16 protein-coding genes, 2 other RNA genes and 3 pseudogenes are annotated in these 16,371 nt (G+C 62.4%); 12 read left to right on the forward strand and 9 right to left on the reverse strand.

Annotation, left to right across the window (positions count from 1 at the left end; translation table 11 throughout):
* Window positions 1–16 precede the first annotated feature (16 nt).
* The 5 genes from rsxG to rsxA are packed head-to-tail and all read right to left on the reverse strand — an operon-like array spanning window position 17 to window position 5,462.
* Window positions 17–649, reverse strand: a complete 633-nt coding sequence (gene rsxG, locus AB5Y72_RS02525; protein ID WP_219144006.1) for an electron transport complex subunit RsxG — start codon at window positions 647–649, stop codon at window positions 17–19.
* Window positions 650–692: 43 nt separating this feature from the next.
* On the reverse strand, window positions 693–1,745 hold the full coding sequence (rsxD, locus tag AB5Y72_RS02530) for an electron transport complex subunit RsxD (RefSeq protein ID WP_042079245.1): 1,053 nt from the start codon (window positions 1,743–1,745) through the stop codon (window positions 693–695).
* A 3-nt stretch (window positions 1,746–1,748) separates the two neighbouring features.
* Window positions 1,749–4,295, reverse strand: a complete 2,547-nt coding sequence (rsxC, locus tag AB5Y72_RS02535; protein WP_325783197.1) for an electron transport complex subunit RsxC — start codon at window positions 4,293–4,295, stop codon at window positions 1,749–1,751.
* Window positions 4,296–4,309: 14 nt separating this feature from the next.
* Entirely contained in the window at window positions 4,310–4,876 is a 567-nt protein-coding gene (gene rsxB / locus AB5Y72_RS02540; RefSeq protein WP_010673980.1) for an electron transport complex subunit RsxB, read from the reverse strand.
* A 4-nt stretch (window positions 4,877–4,880) separates the two neighbouring features.
* Window positions 4,881–5,462 (reverse strand): electron transport complex subunit RsxA, encoded by a 582-nt coding sequence (gene rsxA / locus AB5Y72_RS02545; protein WP_010673981.1) that lies wholly within the window; start codon window positions 5,460–5,462, stop codon window positions 4,881–4,883.
* A 111-nt stretch (window positions 5,463–5,573) separates the two neighbouring features.
* Here rsxA and AB5Y72_RS02550 point away from each other — a divergent pair.
* A pseudogene (locus AB5Y72_RS02550) lies at window positions 5,574–6,463 on the forward strand (DMT family transporter).
* A gap of 61 nt (window positions 6,464–6,524) precedes the next feature.
* A complete protein-coding gene (locus AB5Y72_RS02555) occupies window positions 6,525–6,722 on the forward strand; it encodes a hypothetical protein (protein WP_010673983.1) in 198 nt (65 codons plus the stop codon).
* Window positions 6,723–6,795: 73 nt separating this feature from the next.
* On the opposite strand, the gene AB5Y72_RS02560 is transcribed toward AB5Y72_RS02555, so the two are convergent.
* The 4 genes and pseudogenes from AB5Y72_RS02560 to AB5Y72_RS02575 all read right to left on the reverse strand — a co-directional run bounded on the left by AB5Y72_RS02560 (window position 6,796) and on the right by AB5Y72_RS02575 (window position 10,228).
* A complete protein-coding gene (locus AB5Y72_RS02560) occupies window positions 6,796–7,239 on the reverse strand; it encodes a methyl-accepting chemotaxis protein (RefSeq protein WP_272941395.1) in 444 nt (147 codons plus the stop codon).
* Window positions 7,240–7,335: 96 nt separating this feature from the next.
* Window positions 7,336–8,094, reverse strand: a pseudogene (locus AB5Y72_RS02565) (PAS domain-containing protein); the annotation flags it as partial.
* A gap of 512 nt (window positions 8,095–8,606) precedes the next feature.
* Window positions 8,607–9,044 carry a DUF4124 domain-containing protein gene (locus AB5Y72_RS02570; protein WP_010673985.1) on the reverse strand — a complete coding sequence of 146 codons (438 nt, stop codon included), beginning with the start codon at window positions 9,042–9,044 and terminating at the stop codon, window positions 8,607–8,609.
* A gap of 437 nt (window positions 9,045–9,481) precedes the next feature.
* Entirely contained in the window at window positions 9,482–10,228 is a 747-nt protein-coding gene (locus tag AB5Y72_RS02575) for a helix-turn-helix transcriptional regulator (RefSeq protein WP_180898599.1), read from the reverse strand.
* Between the two features lie 408 nt (window positions 10,229–10,636).
* On the opposite strand from AB5Y72_RS02575, the gene AB5Y72_RS02580 reads away from it, so the two are divergent.
* From AB5Y72_RS02580 to AB5Y72_RS02625, 10 genes and pseudogenes are all read left to right on the forward strand, one after another.
* On the forward strand, window positions 10,637–12,850 hold the full coding sequence (locus tag AB5Y72_RS02580) for a DNA-binding protein (protein ID WP_368198553.1): 2,214 nt from the start codon (window positions 10,637–10,639) through the stop codon (window positions 12,848–12,850).
* Window positions 12,851–12,891: 41 nt separating this feature from the next.
* Window positions 12,892–13,614 carry an AAA family ATPase gene (locus AB5Y72_RS02585; protein WP_042008341.1) on the forward strand — a complete coding sequence of 241 codons (723 nt, stop codon included), beginning with the start codon at window positions 12,892–12,894 and terminating at the stop codon, window positions 13,612–13,614.
* Between the two features lie 45 nt (window positions 13,615–13,659).
* A complete protein-coding gene (locus AB5Y72_RS02590; RefSeq protein ID WP_128296939.1) occupies window positions 13,660–14,277 on the forward strand; it encodes a hypothetical protein in 618 nt (205 codons plus the stop codon).
* Entirely contained in the window at window positions 14,261–14,821 is a 561-nt protein-coding gene (locus AB5Y72_RS02595; protein WP_368198554.1) for a transcriptional regulator, read from the forward strand. The genes AB5Y72_RS02590 and AB5Y72_RS02595 overlap by 17 nt, the downstream gene beginning before the upstream one ends.
* Window positions 14,822–14,876: 55 nt before the next feature.
* Window positions 14,877–15,107, forward strand: coding sequence for a hypothetical protein (locus AB5Y72_RS02600; RefSeq protein WP_042074593.1), 231 nt, complete (start codon window positions 14,877–14,879; stop codon window positions 15,105–15,107).
* A gap of 41 nt (window positions 15,108–15,148) precedes the next feature.
* Window positions 15,149–15,769: pseudogene (locus AB5Y72_RS02605) on the forward strand (DUF3164 family protein).
* A 14-nt stretch (window positions 15,770–15,783) separates the two neighbouring features.
* Window positions 15,784–15,981 carry a hypothetical protein gene (locus tag AB5Y72_RS02610; RefSeq protein ID WP_043133138.1) on the forward strand — a complete coding sequence of 66 codons (198 nt, stop codon included), beginning with the start codon at window positions 15,784–15,786 and terminating at the stop codon, window positions 15,979–15,981.
* Window positions 15,982–15,983: 2 nt separating this feature from the next.
* An RNA gene (locus AB5Y72_RS02615) (hammerhead ribozyme type II) lies at window positions 15,984–16,053 on the forward strand.
* Between the two features lie 5 nt (window positions 16,054–16,058).
* On the forward strand, window positions 16,059–16,271 hold the full coding sequence (locus AB5Y72_RS02620) for a hypothetical protein (RefSeq protein WP_128342244.1): 213 nt from the start codon (window positions 16,059–16,061) through the stop codon (window positions 16,269–16,271).
* Window positions 16,270–16,333, forward strand: an RNA gene (locus AB5Y72_RS02625) — hammerhead ribozyme type II. The genes AB5Y72_RS02620 and AB5Y72_RS02625 overlap by 2 nt, the downstream gene beginning before the upstream one ends.
* The last annotated feature ends 38 nt before the right edge of the window (window positions 16,334–16,371 follow it).

Here is a 16,371-nt window from a genome sequence, read left to right on the forward strand (position 1 = left end):
AGCTTGTGCTCCGGCGTTAGGGGGTGGCGTCACAGGAGGGGGCGTCCCGCAGCAACTCGGGGTGCTCCTGTTGCAGCAGCAGCAGGTTTTTCACCGCCTTGACCACGGCCCGGGGGGTGATGGTGGCGCCGGTGAAGGCGTCGAATTCGCCCCCGTCCTTCTTCACCGCCCAGCTGGCCTCGTTCTCTGCATTGAGAGTACGGCCGACGAAGCTGTCGATCCAGTTGGACTTCTTCAGCTCTATCTTGTCCCCCAGGCCCGGGGTCTCCTTGTGGGTCAGTACCCGCACCGCGCTGATGGCACCCTTGGCGTCGGTGCCGACCACCATGCGGATGGCCCCACTGTAACCATCGGGGGCCACGGTTTCCAGCGCGTAGCCGGTGTGCTCTCCCTTGAGGGTGGCGGTATAGAGCGGCATGGGCTGATCGCTGCCCAGGTATTCCCGGCTCCTGACCAGCTTGCAACTGGCCACCAGATCGTTGTCATAGCTTCCCTCCGGCAGCAGGGCCCCGAGGGTGCGCAACTGCTCCAGCTGCTGCTGGTGGGCGATGCGATCCCGGGTCAGCTCGTTGGTCAGCACCACCATGGCGGTGCAACCCAGGGCGAACAGGGCCAGGGTCAGGCCGTTCTTGCGCATGCTCTTCAACATGGGAGGCTCTCCGTCTCGCGTGTCCGGCAACTCAGATATGGGTTCATTTGCGACGGGCTCCATAGACCTTGGGGCGGGTCAGGCTGTCAATCAGCGGCACGCACAGGTTGGCCAGCAGCACCGCGAAGGCGAAGGCGTCCGGGTAGCCGCCAAAGCGTCGGATGAGATAGACCAGCACCCCGATGAGGGCACCATAGACCAGGCGCCCCTTCGCCGTGGTGCTCGCACTCACCGGATCGGTGGCGATGAAGAAGGCGCCCAGCATGGTGGCGCCGCTGAACAGGTGCAGCATGGGGGTGGCGGTGGCATCCGGCGTCGCCAGATAGCCCAGGGTGGATGCCAGCAGCAGTGAGCCCAGCACGGCGGCCGGAATGCGCCAGTTGATCACCTTCTGCTGCAACAGGAAGAGGCCCCCCAGCAGGTAGCCGAGGTTGACCCAGCTCCAGCCGATGCCGCCCCAGCCCTCGAACACCTTGTGGGTCATCACCTCGCTGGCGGTGAGCCCCTGGGTCAGCCCGGTCTTGAGGGTATCGAGCGGCGTGGCCATGGTCAGGCCATCCACCCCCTGCTTGAGCTGCAGCATGCTGTAGCCGTCCAGGCTGAAGCCGGTGAAGATCACCGAGGCCGCATCGCCGAAGCCGATGTCATAGGCGGCGATGCTGGAGGGGGGAAGCCAGCTGGTCATCTGGACCGGGAAGGAGACCAGCAGCAGCACATAGGCCACCATGGCGGGGTTGAACAGGTTCTGACCGAGCCCCCCGTAGAGGTGCTTGGCGATGATGATGGCAAAGGCGGTGCCGATCACCAGCATCCACCAGGGCAGCAGGGGGGGCAAGGCGAGGCCGATCAGCACGGCGGTGAGGGCCGCGCTGCCATCCAGCAGCGCCGGTTTGACGGGGCGCCCGCGCAGGCGAAGGACGAAGGCCTCACAGCCCAGTGCCGTGACCAGGGCCAGCAGGATCTGGATCAGGGTCCCCCAGCCGAAGAACCAGGTCTGGGCCAGAAAACCCGGCAGGCAGGCCAGGATCACCAGCACCATCATGGTCTGGGTCTGCCTGCGGTTGTGGGCAAAGGGCGCACTCGCGATATTGAACATGGGTCAGTGGCTCTTGTCGGTCGAAGAGGAAGGGGAAGAGGCCGCAGCCTCGGCGGCCAGCTTCCTGGCCTTGGCGCGGGCCACGGCGGCGGCAATGGCGGCCTTCTTGGGATCGGCGTCGGCGGGCTCGGCCAGGGTCGATGCGGGTGGGGCCTCGTCCCGGTGCTCCTGAGGGGGGGGCTCGCTCACGGCGTCGCCTCCCGCAGCCTGGGCGGCTTTCCTGGCCTTGGCGCGGGCGATAGCGGCGGCCACGGCGGCCTTCTTGGGATCGGCGTCGGCAGGCTCGGCCAGGACCGATGCGGGTGATGCCTCATCCCGGTGCTCCCGCGGGGGTTCGCTCACGGCGTCGTCACCCGCAGCCTGGGCGGCTTTTTTGGCCTTGGCGCGGGCGATGGCGGCGGCCACGGCGGCCTTCTTGGGATCGGCGTCGGCAGGCTCGGTCAGGGTCGATGCGGGTGGGGCCTCGTCCCGGTGCTCCCGCGGGGGCTCGCTCACGGCGTCGTCACCCGCAGCCTGGGCGGCTTTTTTGGCCTTGGCGCGGGCGATGGCGGCGGCCTTCTTGGGATCGGCGTCGGCGGGCTCGGCCAGGACCGATGCGGGGGGGGCCTCGTCCCGGTGCTCCCGTGGGGGAGCGCTCACGGCGTCGTCCCCCGCAGCCTGGTCGGCTTTCCTAGCCTTGGCGCGGGCGAGGGCGGCAGCCACGGCCGCCTTCTTGGGATCGGCATCGGCAGGCTCGGCCAGGACCGATGCGGTGGGGGCCTCGTCCCGGTGCTCCCGCGGGGGGTCGCTCACGGCGTCGCCACCGGCAGCCTGGGCGGCTTTCCTGGCCTTGGCGCGGGCGAGGGCGGCAGCCACGGCCGCCTTCTTGGGATCGACCTCGACGGCGCCGCTCTCCACGCCATCAGCGGCCTCAGCCGCCTTGGCGGCGCGACGTGCCAGCGCCTCCTGCTTGCGCGCCTCTCTGGCGGCAATCATGGCGCCGTTGTCCGGTGCTGGCTCGCTGGTGCCTGCCTGGGTGGTCTCCTGCTTGGCCTTGAGGCGGGCGAGGGCAGCGGCGACGGGATCTTCTCCCCCCGCGGCCGTCATGGCCTGACGGCGCTGGGCCGCCGCCTCGGCATGGCGTGCCTCCCGCGCGGCCTTGTCCCGCTCGAAACGGGCCTGCTTGGCCTCGAAGCGCTGCTTGGCCCGCTCGGCCTTCTCGGCCTCGGCACGGGCCTCGCGGATGTCGTCCTTGGCGATCTTGTAGTACTGCACCAGGGGGATCTCGCTCGGGCAGACCCAGGCGCAGGCCCCGCACTCGATGCAGTCGAACAGGTTGAGCTTCTCGGCCTTATCGTACTCCTTGACCCGACTATACCAGTAGAGCTCCTGGGGCAGCAGGGTGGCCGGGCAGGCGTCGGCGCAGGCGCTGCAGCGGATGCAGGCCTGTTCGGGGCCGGGCGGCGGCAGCTCTGCCCGGGTGGGGGAGAGCAGGCAGTTGGTGGCCTTGACCACGGGCACCATGGCGTGGGGCAGGGTGAAGCCCATCATGGGCCCCCCCATGATGACCCGCTGATCCGCCTCCGGTTGCAGCTCGAAGCGCTGTAACAGCCAGCGAACCGGCGTGCCGAGGCGCACCCAGGCATTGCCGGGCTTCTTGAAGGCGTCGCCGGTGAGGGTGACGATGCGCTCGATGAGCGGCTCGCCGTCGATGATGGCGCGCTTGATGGCGAACACGGTGGCGACGTTGAGCACCATGATGCCCATGTCCACCGCACGGCCGCCCTTGGCGACCTGGCGTCCGGTGAGCAGCTCTATGGTCTGCTTGGCACCGCCGGAGGGGTACTTGGTCGGCACCGACTTGACCAGCACATCCGGGTCTGTGGCATGGCGGTTGAGGGATTCGATGGCCGCGGGCTTGTTGTCCTCCACCCCGATCAGGGTGAGCTTGGGCTTGAGCAGGTGCTTGAGCACCCGGATGCCGTCCATGATCTCGTCGGCATACTCCTGCATCAGCCTGTCGTCGGTGGTGATGTAGGGCTCGCACTCCAGGCCGTTGACGATCAGGATCTCGGTGAGCTGACCGCGCCCGTCGAGCTTGCTGTGGGTCGGGAAGACGGCGCCGCCGAGGCCGGCGATGCCCGCCTGCTGAATGCGCGCGAGCAGTTCGCCCCGCTCCAGATTCCAGTAGTCGGGGCGGCCGTCGCGCGGCCCCCAGGCATCCTCTCCGTCCGGGGTGAGGATGACGCAGAGATCGTCGAGGCCGGAGGGGTGCGCCACCGTGTGCTGTTCGATGGCGGTGACGGTGCCCGAGGTGGAGGCGTGCACCGGCACGATGCGCCCCTTGTCAAAGCCGGTCAGCGGCTGGCCCTTCTTGACCCTGTCCCCCACCCGCACCAGCAGTTCGCCGGCGGGGCCGGCATGCTGGCGCACCGGGATGATGAGCTGGGGGGGGAGGCCCGCGTCAACGACGGGGGTCAGGCTGGACTGGTGCTTGTTCTCGGGGGGATGAATGCCGCCGTGAAAATCCCACAGAGTGCCGGCTTTGATGCGTTCGAGCAGATGCTGCATGGTTACTCCGCTGTTTATTCCACTATCTTGACCGGAATGGCGACCTTGGCCAGATCCCATTTCCAGTTGTCGACCGTGGTCGGCACCGGGATCATTTCGATACAGTCGGTCGGGCAGGGGTCGACGCAGAGGTCGCACCCCGTGCACTCGGCCGCGATGACGGTGTGCATCGCCTTGGTGGCGCCGAGGATGGCATCGACCGGGCAGGCCTGGATGCACTTGGTGCAACCTATGCACATGTCCTCGTGAATGAAGGCCACCTTCTTGACCGGGGTTGCCGCCTCCTCGCCCCCGTCCAGCGGCTGGGGATCGACCCCCATCAGGTCCGCTATCTTGCGCATGGTGGCGTCGCCGCCTGGCACGCACTTGTTGATCTTGTCGCCATTGGCCAGGGCTTCGGCGTAGGGCTTGCAGCCCGGGTAGCCACACTGGCCGCACTGGGTCTGGGGCAGCAGGGCGTCGAGCTGATCGACGATGGGATCGGCCTCTACGTGAAACTTGACGGCGGCAAAGCCCAGAATGATGCCGAAGGCCAGGGCAAGCAGGGCCAGCACCAGAATGGCAAAGAGTATGTGAGTCATAGCGCTATATCTTGATGAGGCCGGTAAAGCCCATGAAGGCCAGCGACATCAGGCCGGCGGTGACCATGGCGATGGAAACGCCGCGGAAGGGGGCCGGCACGTCGGCGGCCACCAGGCGCTCCCGCATGGCGGCAAACAGGATCAGCACCAGGGAGAAGCCGGCGGCGGCACCGAAGCCGTAGATGATGCTCTGGATGAAGTTGTGGCGCTCGTTGATGCTGAGCAGCGCCACGCCGAGCACGGCGCAGTTGGTGGTGATGAGCGGCAGGAAGATGCCGAGCAGGCGATACAGGGTCGGGCTGCTCTTGCGGATCACCATCTCGGTGAACTGTACCACCACGGCGATCACCAGGATGAAGCCCAGGGTGCGCAGGTAGGCGATGTCCAGCGGGATCAGGATGTAGTGCTCCATCAGGTAGGAGCAGGCGCTGGCGAGCGTCATCACGAAGGTGGTGGCCAGTCCCATGCCGATGGCGGTTTCCAGCTTGCCCGAGACGCCCATGAAGGGGCAGAGGCCGAGAAACTTCACCAGCACGAAGTTGTTGATCAGCACGGTGCCGACCAGTAAAAGCAGGTACTCAGTCATTGACGATGGGTTATCCGGTATGAAGGCGGCGGTATTATCTGATGTTAGGTGCCTTTAGACAACCGCAAGGCCGCATGGTTATTATTCGACTGGCCAATTCATGGAGGCATAGTGCGCCCTTTACCCATCCTGACCCTGACCCTGGCCATGCTGCTCTGGTCCAGCTCCTTCATCGCCCTCAAACATGTGCTGGAGGTCTGGTCTTTCGGCCAGGTGCTCTTCATGCGGATGGGGGTGGCTGCTGGCTGCTGTGCTACCGCCGGCTCGGCAATTTTCACTATCGACAGGGGGACTGGCGCTGGCTGGCCCTGATGGGGGCGCTCGAGCCCTGCCTCTACTTCCTGCTGGAGGTGAACGCCCTGCGTTACACCAGCGCCGGCCAGGCGGGCATGGTCTGCGCCCTGCTGCCCCTGATGGTGGCTCTGGTGGCCTTCGTGCTGCTCAGGGAGCGGGTGAGCCGCCGCCAGCTGCTCGGCTTTGCCATCGCCATCGCCGGCATCGCCCTGCTGGGACTGGGGGAGGGGGCCGACGAGTTTGCCCCCAACGCCCTGCTTGGCAACAGTCTGGAGATGGGGGCCATGCTCTGCGCCGCCACCTATTCCGTGGTGTTCAAGAAGCTCTCCAGCCGCTACGGCGTGATGACCCTGACGGCCCTGCAGGCCTTCGTCGGCACCCTCTTCTTCGCGCCTTTTGCCTTTTCTTCCCCCTGGCCTGCCGCCTGGGCCTGGCAGGACATGGCGGTCATCGTCTTCCTCGGCGCCTTCGTGACGCTCGGCGCCTACCTGCTCTACAACTGGTCGGTGACCCAGGTCAAGGTGACCCTGGCGGCGGCCTATGTGAACCTCATCCCGGTGTTTACCCTGCTGCTCGCCTATCTGCTGCTGGGGGAGACCCTCAGTGCCTTGCAATGGCTTGCCTGCGCCGCCGTGCTGGCCGGCATCGGGGTGGGCCAGCTGCCCTCGGGCAAGCCGCGGCCACAGGCCATCACCACGGGGGGATGAGTCGCCGCCGTTGGGCTACAGTCTGGACAGGGGAGCATCCCGGCCATGAAGGAGCCACACCATGAGCGACATGATCTTGCTGGCCGAGGCCAAGGCACTGCTGAGCCACCACCCTTTTACCCTGGCCGATGCCAGGGCGCTGGAGGCGCTGGAGGAGGAGGCCGTGGGGGAGGAGGGGCTCTGCATCGCCGAGCTGTGGGAGGCGGCTCTCGGTCAGGCCGACGAGGAGGCCAGGCACTATCTGCTTGGGGAGGAGTGATCCGTACCCGAGGGGCTTTATGACCCATAAAAGCGCGGGGCTCTTGGCCCCGCGTCGTCATGGGGGCATCGCACTAGATGGAGAGGCTCTTGACGGTGTCCGAGACGGAGTTGGCGTCCTCGATGATCTCCTTGATGACGTCGGCGATGATGTTGGCCTGATCCTGCCCGGCCACCGCCTTGTCGGAGACGACGGAGACGGTCTGGGTGATCTGGGAGGTGATCTCCGAGTTGTGCTTGATGACGGAGACGATCTCGCTGGTGGAGGTCGACGTCCTGGCGGCAAGCTGTCTCACCTCGTCCGCCACCACCGCGAATCCCCGTCCCTGCTCGCCGGCCCTGGCCGCCTCGATGGCGGCGTTGAGGGCCAGCAGGTTGGTCTGATCCGCGATGCCGCTGATGGTGGAGATGATGGACTCTATGCTCCTGGATTGCTGATTGAGCTGCTCTATCTGCCTGCTGACCGCGTTGACCGAGTGGTTGATGTGGGAGGAGGTCTCCAGCACCCGATCGATCACCTCCCGCCCCTTGGCGGCACTGGCGACGGTTTCGCTCGCGATGGCGCACGCCTTCTGGGCCGCTTCCCGGGTGGAGATGGATTTTTCTACCCGCTCGGTGATGTCGCTCGCCAGCTTGATGATTTTGACCACCTTGCCCTCGTGGTTGAAGATGGGGTTGTAGGTGGCTTCCAGCCAGATCTTCTCGCCACGGTGGCCCAGGCGCATGAAGAGGCCGGACTTGATGTCCCCCGAACCGAGATCGTGCCAGAAGTTGGGATTTTTCTGGTAGAACTCGGGATCGCAGAAGAGGCGATGATGTTTGCCGACTACCTCTTCCAGCCGATAGCCGAAGCAGTGAAGGAAGTTCTGGTTGGCGTTGAGCACTGTGCCATCGGGCTGGAAGTCGATGACCGCCAGGGACTTGTCCAGCGCAGCCAGCAGGGCCTGGGTGCGCTCCAGGGAGGATTGCTGCTGGGTCACGTCCGAGGCGACCTTGGCGATCCGCACCACCTTGCCGTCGATGACGATGGGGAAATAGGTGGCTTCCAGCCACACGGCCTTGCCCGATTTCGACTGGCGGATGAAGCGGCCGCTGCGGGAGACGCCGCCGCGCAGATCCTGCCACAACCCCTCGTAATCGCGTGTCTTGACGTCTTCCGGGAAGCAAAGGGCGCTGTGATGCTTGCCGATCACCTCTTCACGTTCAAATCCCACGATCTTGAGAAACAGCTCGTTGGCGAAGGTGACCACTCCTGCCGGGGTAAACTGAACGAAGGGCACCTGGGACTGGATGGCCCGCTCGAACGCGTCCAGCTCCACCATCCTTGCCGCTTGCTCACTGGCTTCCTTGCTTGTTTTTTGATTCCAGAACATGACGGAGCTCCTCCATGAGACCCTTGAATGACAGACCGAGCTTAATCTGAGTGAATTAACAATAGCATTGCTCTTTGATGAATCATCATCGGACCTGGGTTAACTTTTTAATTTTCAATGCTGATTTTATGACTGCTGGATAATAAGGTCTCGAATAAGGCTCTTTTATATTGTTACCCTTCTCTGGCTGCATCTGATATTGGCATGACGGTGTCTCTTTTGACACTTGATATTGTCGTCTCAACATTGGAGGCTTTTATTTCATCGCTTCGGCTGTCGATGAATATCGACCGATGCCGGTGAGGGCTGCATGGCATTGAGGCGCCGGGATATCGGCTGGTGGATTAGCGGCCGGCAGGGCGGCTGAAACAGACGATGAATCGGTATTGATTGTGTGGGAAATAACCCCATGCACATGCCAGTGATCCCCCGATAACCCTTTTACACAGGCGAAGCGCAATATTCCCGGCTCGGCAGCATCCTTATGAACCCGGATGAAACGGGGAGGGCGCTTATTTTGCCTTGAGGGTGGAGAGCCGCTTGTTCAGTGCCTCCATCTCGTCCTGATATGGACGTGTCACGGCCTGCACATCCAGGCGCCGGGTGTCGCCGGTCTCGGTGGTGATGGTGTCTGACTGGCCCTCGTTGAACCTGGTCATCTCGCGGTTCATCTTCTGATCCTTGGCATCCAGTTCAGTGCGCATGGCCTCAAGCTGGCGCTGCTTCCGACCGCTGGCCAGGTTCTCTTCGATATCCCGGGTTCGCTTGTTCGCCCGCTCGACCTCCTCGGCCGAGGGGGTGAAGATGTTCATCCTCACCGGCTCGCTGTCACCGGTACAGGGGATGTCGCTGAAGGTGATGCTGCCGTTGACGGTGCATTTGTAGACCTCGGCAGAGAGCGGGGTGGCCGCCGCCAGCAGGGCGAGGCAGATGACCAGGGTGCGTGACATAGACTCCTCCTTGAATCCTCCCCTTGCACACTAGTACATGGTGCCGGGTCAGACAATGGCTCCCGTCATCCGCGATGAAAGCGAGGGGTTGCCCGTGTCGCAGCGTCCTCTTTACCTGCGAACGGGGCGGCATATCCTGCACACAGGGTGCCCAGTTGCCGTGCGAAACGGCGGATCTCGACCGGTTTTTGTAACCGACCACTGAGAATGAAAAAACCGGGAGCAGCCGAAAGTAAGTGGGATCTCGTGGGACAAACTCAAGGCTGATAAGGCTTAGAGGGGGATCGGGAGGTTCTAGTCGCGGGCGCCGCCAAAATGAAAGACGGCGCACGACATTTGGGGTGAATGCGGCAAAAATGAAAACCTAGATGAGGGCCGACTCAGATGGTGTTCCAAGTTTAAATTGCTATTTAAGTCCTATTTTCGGACTCACAAAACTAAAAAAAATCGTGCCCGGCCCAGACTACCTTGCCGATCACGGCCAGGCTTTCCAGCTGGTTGGCGGGAACGACCTGCAGGGGATAATCAACCCGGTTATCGCTGATGATGGTGATCCCGCCATCGAAGTTCTTCTGCAAGCGCTTGGCATAGAGTTCCTCTCCAAGCCGCAACACGAAGATGGATCCGTCTTCGATCTGATTCTTGCTGATATCGACCAGGATGGAGTCGCCAGAGTGAATGGTGGGTTCCATGCTGTCGCCTTTGGCGAAGACCACCACCAGGTTATCCGGGCTCAACTTGCGAAACGTGAGCCACTTGCGGCGAAATGCCAGCTTGCGTTTAACCTCATGATCATCATTAAACGCGCCATGGCCGGTACTGACGGTGACATGGTAGCCATCGATCAGCGCGTACTCCTCATCAAACTCATCACGACGCACCGCCTGCTCGGCAACTCCATCGGGATGTTTCGGGCCCTGACCCGTGGCCAGCCACTCCAGATTCACATTGCACGTTCGCGCAATTCGCAGCGCCTTGTCGATGGTGGGCAGCGAATTGAACGGGGGGAAGTATTTGCGCATCCCCGACTCACTCATCCCCACCAACTCGGCGAATGCCTTGTAGCTCAGACTCCCACGTAGCTCGTCCAGGCGGTCACTCAGAGTATCCATTCCAACCGTCAGAAAAGATACCTCACCGTCTTTTTGTGCTGATTGTGGTTTTTCTTCATAACGCTCTGACATACAAGGAATTCTCGGCTAGTGGCTATTGCTGGTGAGTCGATAGACAAAAAATTCCGCACAAAAAGACTTGTCAATCTTTTTGGGGTGATCAATCATTCATATGTGACGCATCGCGACATAAAATCATTCTTTTATGAATGATAAAGATACGCGCCGCGACACTTGATGATACCGAAACGGGGTGAGTATGTCAGGGAAAACACCAGAGTGGATCAGGGCTGAGCTCATAAAACGCGGATATTCCCAGGCTGCTTGGGCCCGCGCCAAAGGGTTGCATCCCAGAGCAGTGCAGCGCTGCATCAAACAATATGCCCCATCCATGGGCGTCAGCCCCAAGCGCAGGGAAAGCCGTTCCATCATGGCGCAGCTTTCCGACTCGCTGGGCATCGACTTGCTGGGAGGTGGCCAATGAGTACCTGGTTCACCGCCCAAGGGTTGGCCGGATTGATTGGCATGCCAGCCTATCCCGATGGTGTGCGCAAAAAGGCGGAGCGTGAAGAGTGGCAAAGTCGCAAGCGCGAGAAAGGCAAGGGCGTTGAATACCACATCAGTTCGCTTCCCGCAGAAACCCGACGTTATCTGGCGGAGCAGGCCGTCGCCCAGCAGGGGCAAGCGGTGACCGATCATGCGGCCGGTGGCAAGGCGATGGCCAAGCTGCTTGCCCGCGAGGTGCCGGTGAAGCCGGATGCGGGGCGTAAATTGCTGACCCTGGGCGCTGCCGCCCGCAAGAAGGTGGATGCCCGACTGTTGATCCTGCAGGCCGCCGATATCTTCCTGACCCCTTACCAAGCCTGCCAGCAAGGGGAGGTGGGACGTCGTGCCTTTATCGAGGCATACCGTACCCGCAGCCTGTCACTCCCAGCGAGTGTCTATGAGCAACAGAAGCCGTTCAGCCTGATCACCCTGCGCCGCTGGCAAGGCACCCTGGCGGATGCCGGTCCGGCGGCGCTGGCTGGCAACTACCAGCGGGAGCGGCCATCCAGCGTCGAGCAAAGCCCGGATCTGGCCCGCTTCCTCACGGCATTGATCACCGCCAAACCGCATCTGGCCAACAAGTGGGGGGCATTGCATGAGCTGGCGACCCAGTACAACGAGATGAACCAGCTTGGCTGGCAGATCCCCAGCCAATCCTCCTTGCGCCGCTGGCTGGTCAAGTGGCTGGCAGAGAACAAGGTGGCCTTTACCTATGCCACCAACCCCGACGCCTACAACAACAAGTACCGCACCGCCATCGAGGAGATGTACCCCTGGATGGGCCAGCCAAACGACGTGTGGGAGTTCGACAGCACCCCGGTCGATGCCATGTTGGTGGAAGGTCGTCACAGCATCATCGCGGTGATCGATGTGTTCACCCGCAGGGTGCGGCTGCTGGTGGCCAAAACCTCGTCGAGCGAGGGGATCTGCCTGCTGCTGCGCAAGACCCTGCTGGCCTGGGGCACCCTCAACGACAACGGGGTGATGCGTACCGACAACGGCTCCGATTACGTGAGCCAGCGGGTCATGTCCATCTGCACCCTGCTCGGCATGAATGTCAGCCGTTCCAACGCCTATTCGGGTTGGGAGAAGCCGTACATCGAACGCTTTTTCCGCACTCTCTCCCACGGCCTGATCGAGTTGCTGCCTGGCTATGTCGGTCACTGCGTGGCTGACCGTCAAGTGATCGAGGCTCGCAAGAGCTTTGCCGAGCGGCTGGAGGAGAAGCGCAAGCCGAATGCGGAGAAGGAGCTCTATGAGCTTGCCATGACGGCGGCCGAGCTGCAGACCCTGCTCGATGACTGGCTGGATGCCCGCTATCACAACCGCAAACACAGCTCGCTCGGGATGACCCCCAACGAGAAATACCAGAGCGCCCGTTACCAGCGCCGCGCCATCGTCGATGAATCGGCGCTGGATCTGCTGCTCAACCATATCGGTGAGGCCACGGTCTCCAAGGGTTTTATCAAGGCCGGCGGCCTCAAATACAGCGCCCCGGAGCTGCTGGAGAACAGTTGGAAGAGCCAGCGGGTCAGCGTGTTCCTCGACCCGAGCGACGTGGGCCGGGCCATCTTGTACCGCACTGGCGACTGGAACGAGCGGATCGAGGCGGTGAACCTCGACTTGCTGGGCAATGGCGTCAGTCCGGATGCCTTCCGTGCGGCCAAACGCGCCGATGCCAAGGCGCTGGCCAGCTTTCGCCGCGAAATGCGCAGTCTCGCCAAGACCTTCGGCGTCAACGAACTGCATCAGGATGTGGTGCGTCACTTCGTTGACCAGGCCCGTGATGTGGCCCAGTTCCAGCGCGGCGATCTCGGGCTCGATAACCCGGCACTGGCCGCACTCTCCGGCGTTACCGCTCCCCGCGAACCGGCACAATTCAGCGCCGCCGAACTGGCTGCGATAGAAGCTCGCCGTGAGGAGAAAGCGGCCCGTGCCCAGGCGGCGGCCGGGCAGGAGTCCAGGGCACTCAAGACCGAGTACGAGCAGGCCATCTATCTGGCCGAGAAGGAGTTGGATGCACCGCTGACAGAGCGGGAGAAGGAATGGCTGACCAAGTACCTCTACAGCCACAAGCTGATGGCGAAACGGATCCACCGCCATCTGGAAAGCACCAGGGCCACTCGCAACACCCAGGCAAAAGGTTAACGAGCGGCCCTGTAAAACAACCTCATAAGGACAAAAACACTATGAAACACAAGATCGTCGAAGTCAAAAACATGATCAAGACCGAGCAACTGCTCGACAACCTGCTCAACCGCTCCAGCATCGTGCCGGGCATTGGCCTTATCCACGGGCCATCCGGCTTCGGCAAGACCACGGCTGTGGAGTGGCTGTTCAACCAGGACGAAGTGAACGGCATCTACGTGCGCTGCTACAAGGCCGACACCGTGACCAGCCTGCTGGAGCAGATCGCCAAGGAGATCGGCATTCCCCAGCGCCACAACCTGCGGGGGCAGGTGGACAGCATCGTCGAAGCGGTCCGAGCCGAGGAGCTGGCCATCTTCGTGGACGAGGCGGATTACGTGGTCGGCAATGCCCGCATCATGGAGACCCTGCGCGATATCTATGACGCCACCGAACAGCCGCTGATCCTGGTAGGGATGGAGGAGATTGCCCGCCGCATCAGCCAGCGCAAGCAACTGTTCAACCGCATCTCCCAGTGGATCGAGTTCAAGCCGGCGGACCTGGAAGACGTCTCCCTGATTGCCAGCGAAATGCTGGAGGTGGACGTGGAGATCGACGACGCCCTGCTGGACCTCATCCGCAAGCGCTCCAACGGGGTGGTGCGCACCATCGTCTCGGCCCTGGACAAGATCGAGAAGATGGCCATGGCCTCCGATGCCCGGATTATCCGGCTGGAGGACGTGGACGCCAGCGAACTGCTGCATGACGTGCGCCGCAGCCGGTAGCCACTGGATTCCAGCAAATAACAACAAAGCACGGGAGGGATACCAGTGGTCGGGAAAAGTGTAAACACCAATGCAGAGACGGCTTGGCAGTGGATGTGCCAGCAAGAATCCTTTGATCTTTTGGAGTTAGCGGCAGCCAGCCCATTAAAGCTGGGGAATGTCTATCTGGTTGTTCGGCGCTGGTTGGCAAGTGGCCATCTGCGCTGTGTCTACCAGAAACCATTTGGTCGCCGTATATCGTTCCGGGGCAGTCGTTATCAGGTTGTGGATGCAGCGCTAACACCTCAATTCGGGTCAGGAAACCGCAGCACCAAGCACCGCAAGAAGCGGCGGATAAGGCGTAAAACGGTTCAACAAAAGATGTGGAACACCATGAAAATCAGCCGTTTTTTCACCCTGAATGACCTCGCGATCACGTCTGGGGTAGATGACAGCGGCGCGAGTACCTTCACCACCTTCCTGGTCCGGGCTGGTTATGTCCGGCTGGTGGACAAGATTGAGCGTTTCAAAGTGAAGGGTGACCAGAATCGCTACCAGTTGGTCAGGGATACAGGGCGATTTGCCCCCATGGTCAGGGCCACACAGGGGGGATGCTGGGATCAAAACGAACAGCGTTTTTACCAGTTCGATGTGAAGGAGGCCCCTCATGGACACGTGGCTTGAGGTTCTGCAAGCCGAGGTGGCTGCCAGCTCGTTGGCCGTGGTGGCCGACAAGCTCGGTCTGTCCCGCACCACCATCAGCCAGGTCTGCAACCAGAAGTACCCGGGCGATCTGGCGCGGGTACAGAAGCTGGTGGAGGGGAACCTGATGGGCCACAAGGTGATCTGCCCCATTCTGGGGGAGATCCCGGTGCATCAGTGCCTGGCCTATCAGCGCCGACGGGCGGATGAGGTCGGAACCAGACCGATGGATATCAAGCTCTGGAAGGCGTGCCACAGCGGCTGCCCCCATAGCCAGCTCAGCGAGGATCAGCAACTGCGCCGGCCGATGCGTCTCGCCGTCGAACAGGTTGGCAAAGGCGTGGAGAAGAGTGCCCGCTATGACGCCGAAGCCACGCTCTCCAGATTGCGCCGCCAGGCAAAAAGCGATGGTGAGAACGCCAGCAACAGCCTGCGCATTCTGGCAGAGCTGCTGGCCGAGGAGCTCAAGATCCTGGGCATCAAATACAACCGGTTGCTCGACAAGGTTGAGAAGCGCGGCCAATAAACCAACGGGCTCGGGGTGTGCGGTGGGCCCAGTGAGACATCACAAGGAGAACGGGATGAACAGAAATCTGCAAAACACGGCTGACCAGTTGCGTCTCTGGTTGACGGCGAACGGTTGCAAGGTGCGCACCGGCCAGGTGCGCGATACCCCGCTGCTGATGGTGACCGGCCCCTTGCCGCCGGAGATGACCCGGCGGGCCGTGTGGGGGCGCGAGTACCTGGCTGGCGTGGTCAGCGAGGTGGCCATGGTGCGCTTTGGCGGCTGTGTCTTGCATTGGCGCCAGTAAGCGACCACCGAACAACAACGGGATAAATCAAGGAGAGCCTTATGCAAGAAGCACAGACCAAAGACACGACCCCGATGCGGCAGAACGCCCAGGGGCACTGGGTACCGGAGAACCTGATCACCCCGGCCGACAAGCTGCGCGATGAGGTGGTGATGGGCATCATCGCGGCAGCCAAGGAAGAGCGCTCACGCCTGGCTGCTTTCAAGATCGGCGCCATGCAGCAGATCGCTGACTTTGTGGACCTCTCGGCCGAGCGGTACGGGGTGGCCTGGGGCGGTACCAAGGGCAATGTGACCCTGCTCAGTTTCGACGGTCGTTACAAGCTGATCCGGGCCGTGGGTGAGCACCGCAAATTTGATGAACGGATCCAGGCGGCCAAGGTACTGATCGACCAGTGCATCGCCCGCTGGAGTGATGGCGCCAGCCCCGAGATCCGCGCTCTGGTGGACCACGCCTTTCGGGTTTCCAAGGCCGGTCATATCGACGTCAACCAGGTGCTCTCCCTGCGTTAGCTCAATATCGACGACGCCGACTGGGAGCAGGCCATGCAGGCGATCGCCGACGCCATCCAGGTGACCGGTACCAGCCAATATCTGCGGCTCTACGAGCGTGACGCCCAGGGGCGTTACGTTCAGATGAGCCTGGATCTGGCGAAGTTGTAAGGGAGGCGTGCGCGATGGAAATCAACGTAGAACAGGCCGAAGAGCAGTTGCAGCTCTGTGAACAGATCAGCGAGACCGAAGGCACCTGCTATCCCGATGACACCTATGAGGATGGTATCAAGGCCGCGTTGTTGTGGGTGCTGGGGCTGGGCCCGGCGCCGCTGAGCGAAGAGGAGTACCAGGATCTGATGCCGCTGCAGTTCGAGCAGTGACAGTGCGAAACAGGGTGGCCGCGCCGCCCTGTCTGCCCGGCGTGGTGGTCGGGTACTGATGAGCAGCCGGAGGACGGATGGATAACGTGAAAGCACTTCTGAACACCAGCGTGGCCGATGCGAAAAGCTCCCTGGAATGCCTGCTGATGAACAATCCGCAGCAGGCTCTGGACGATGCGCAACTGGCCGTTGATTTCATCAATCAGTACGGTCAGGCCATCAATCAGAAGTCCAGGATGGCCATGCTGGCCACCATTGTGAGCAAGGCACGAAAGCGCCTGGTCAAGTAAGCGAAACGGGGGGCTCCCCCGTCTGCCCGGCGTGGTGGCCGGGCACTGATGAGCAGCCGACCTGGGCCCAGGTCTTCACCGCCTCGAACAAGGAGCACGG

This window comes from Aeromonas sp. R7-4 (genome assembly GCF_040908055.1).
GTDB lineage: Bacteria > Pseudomonadota > Gammaproteobacteria > Enterobacterales > Aeromonadaceae > Aeromonas > Aeromonas sanarellii.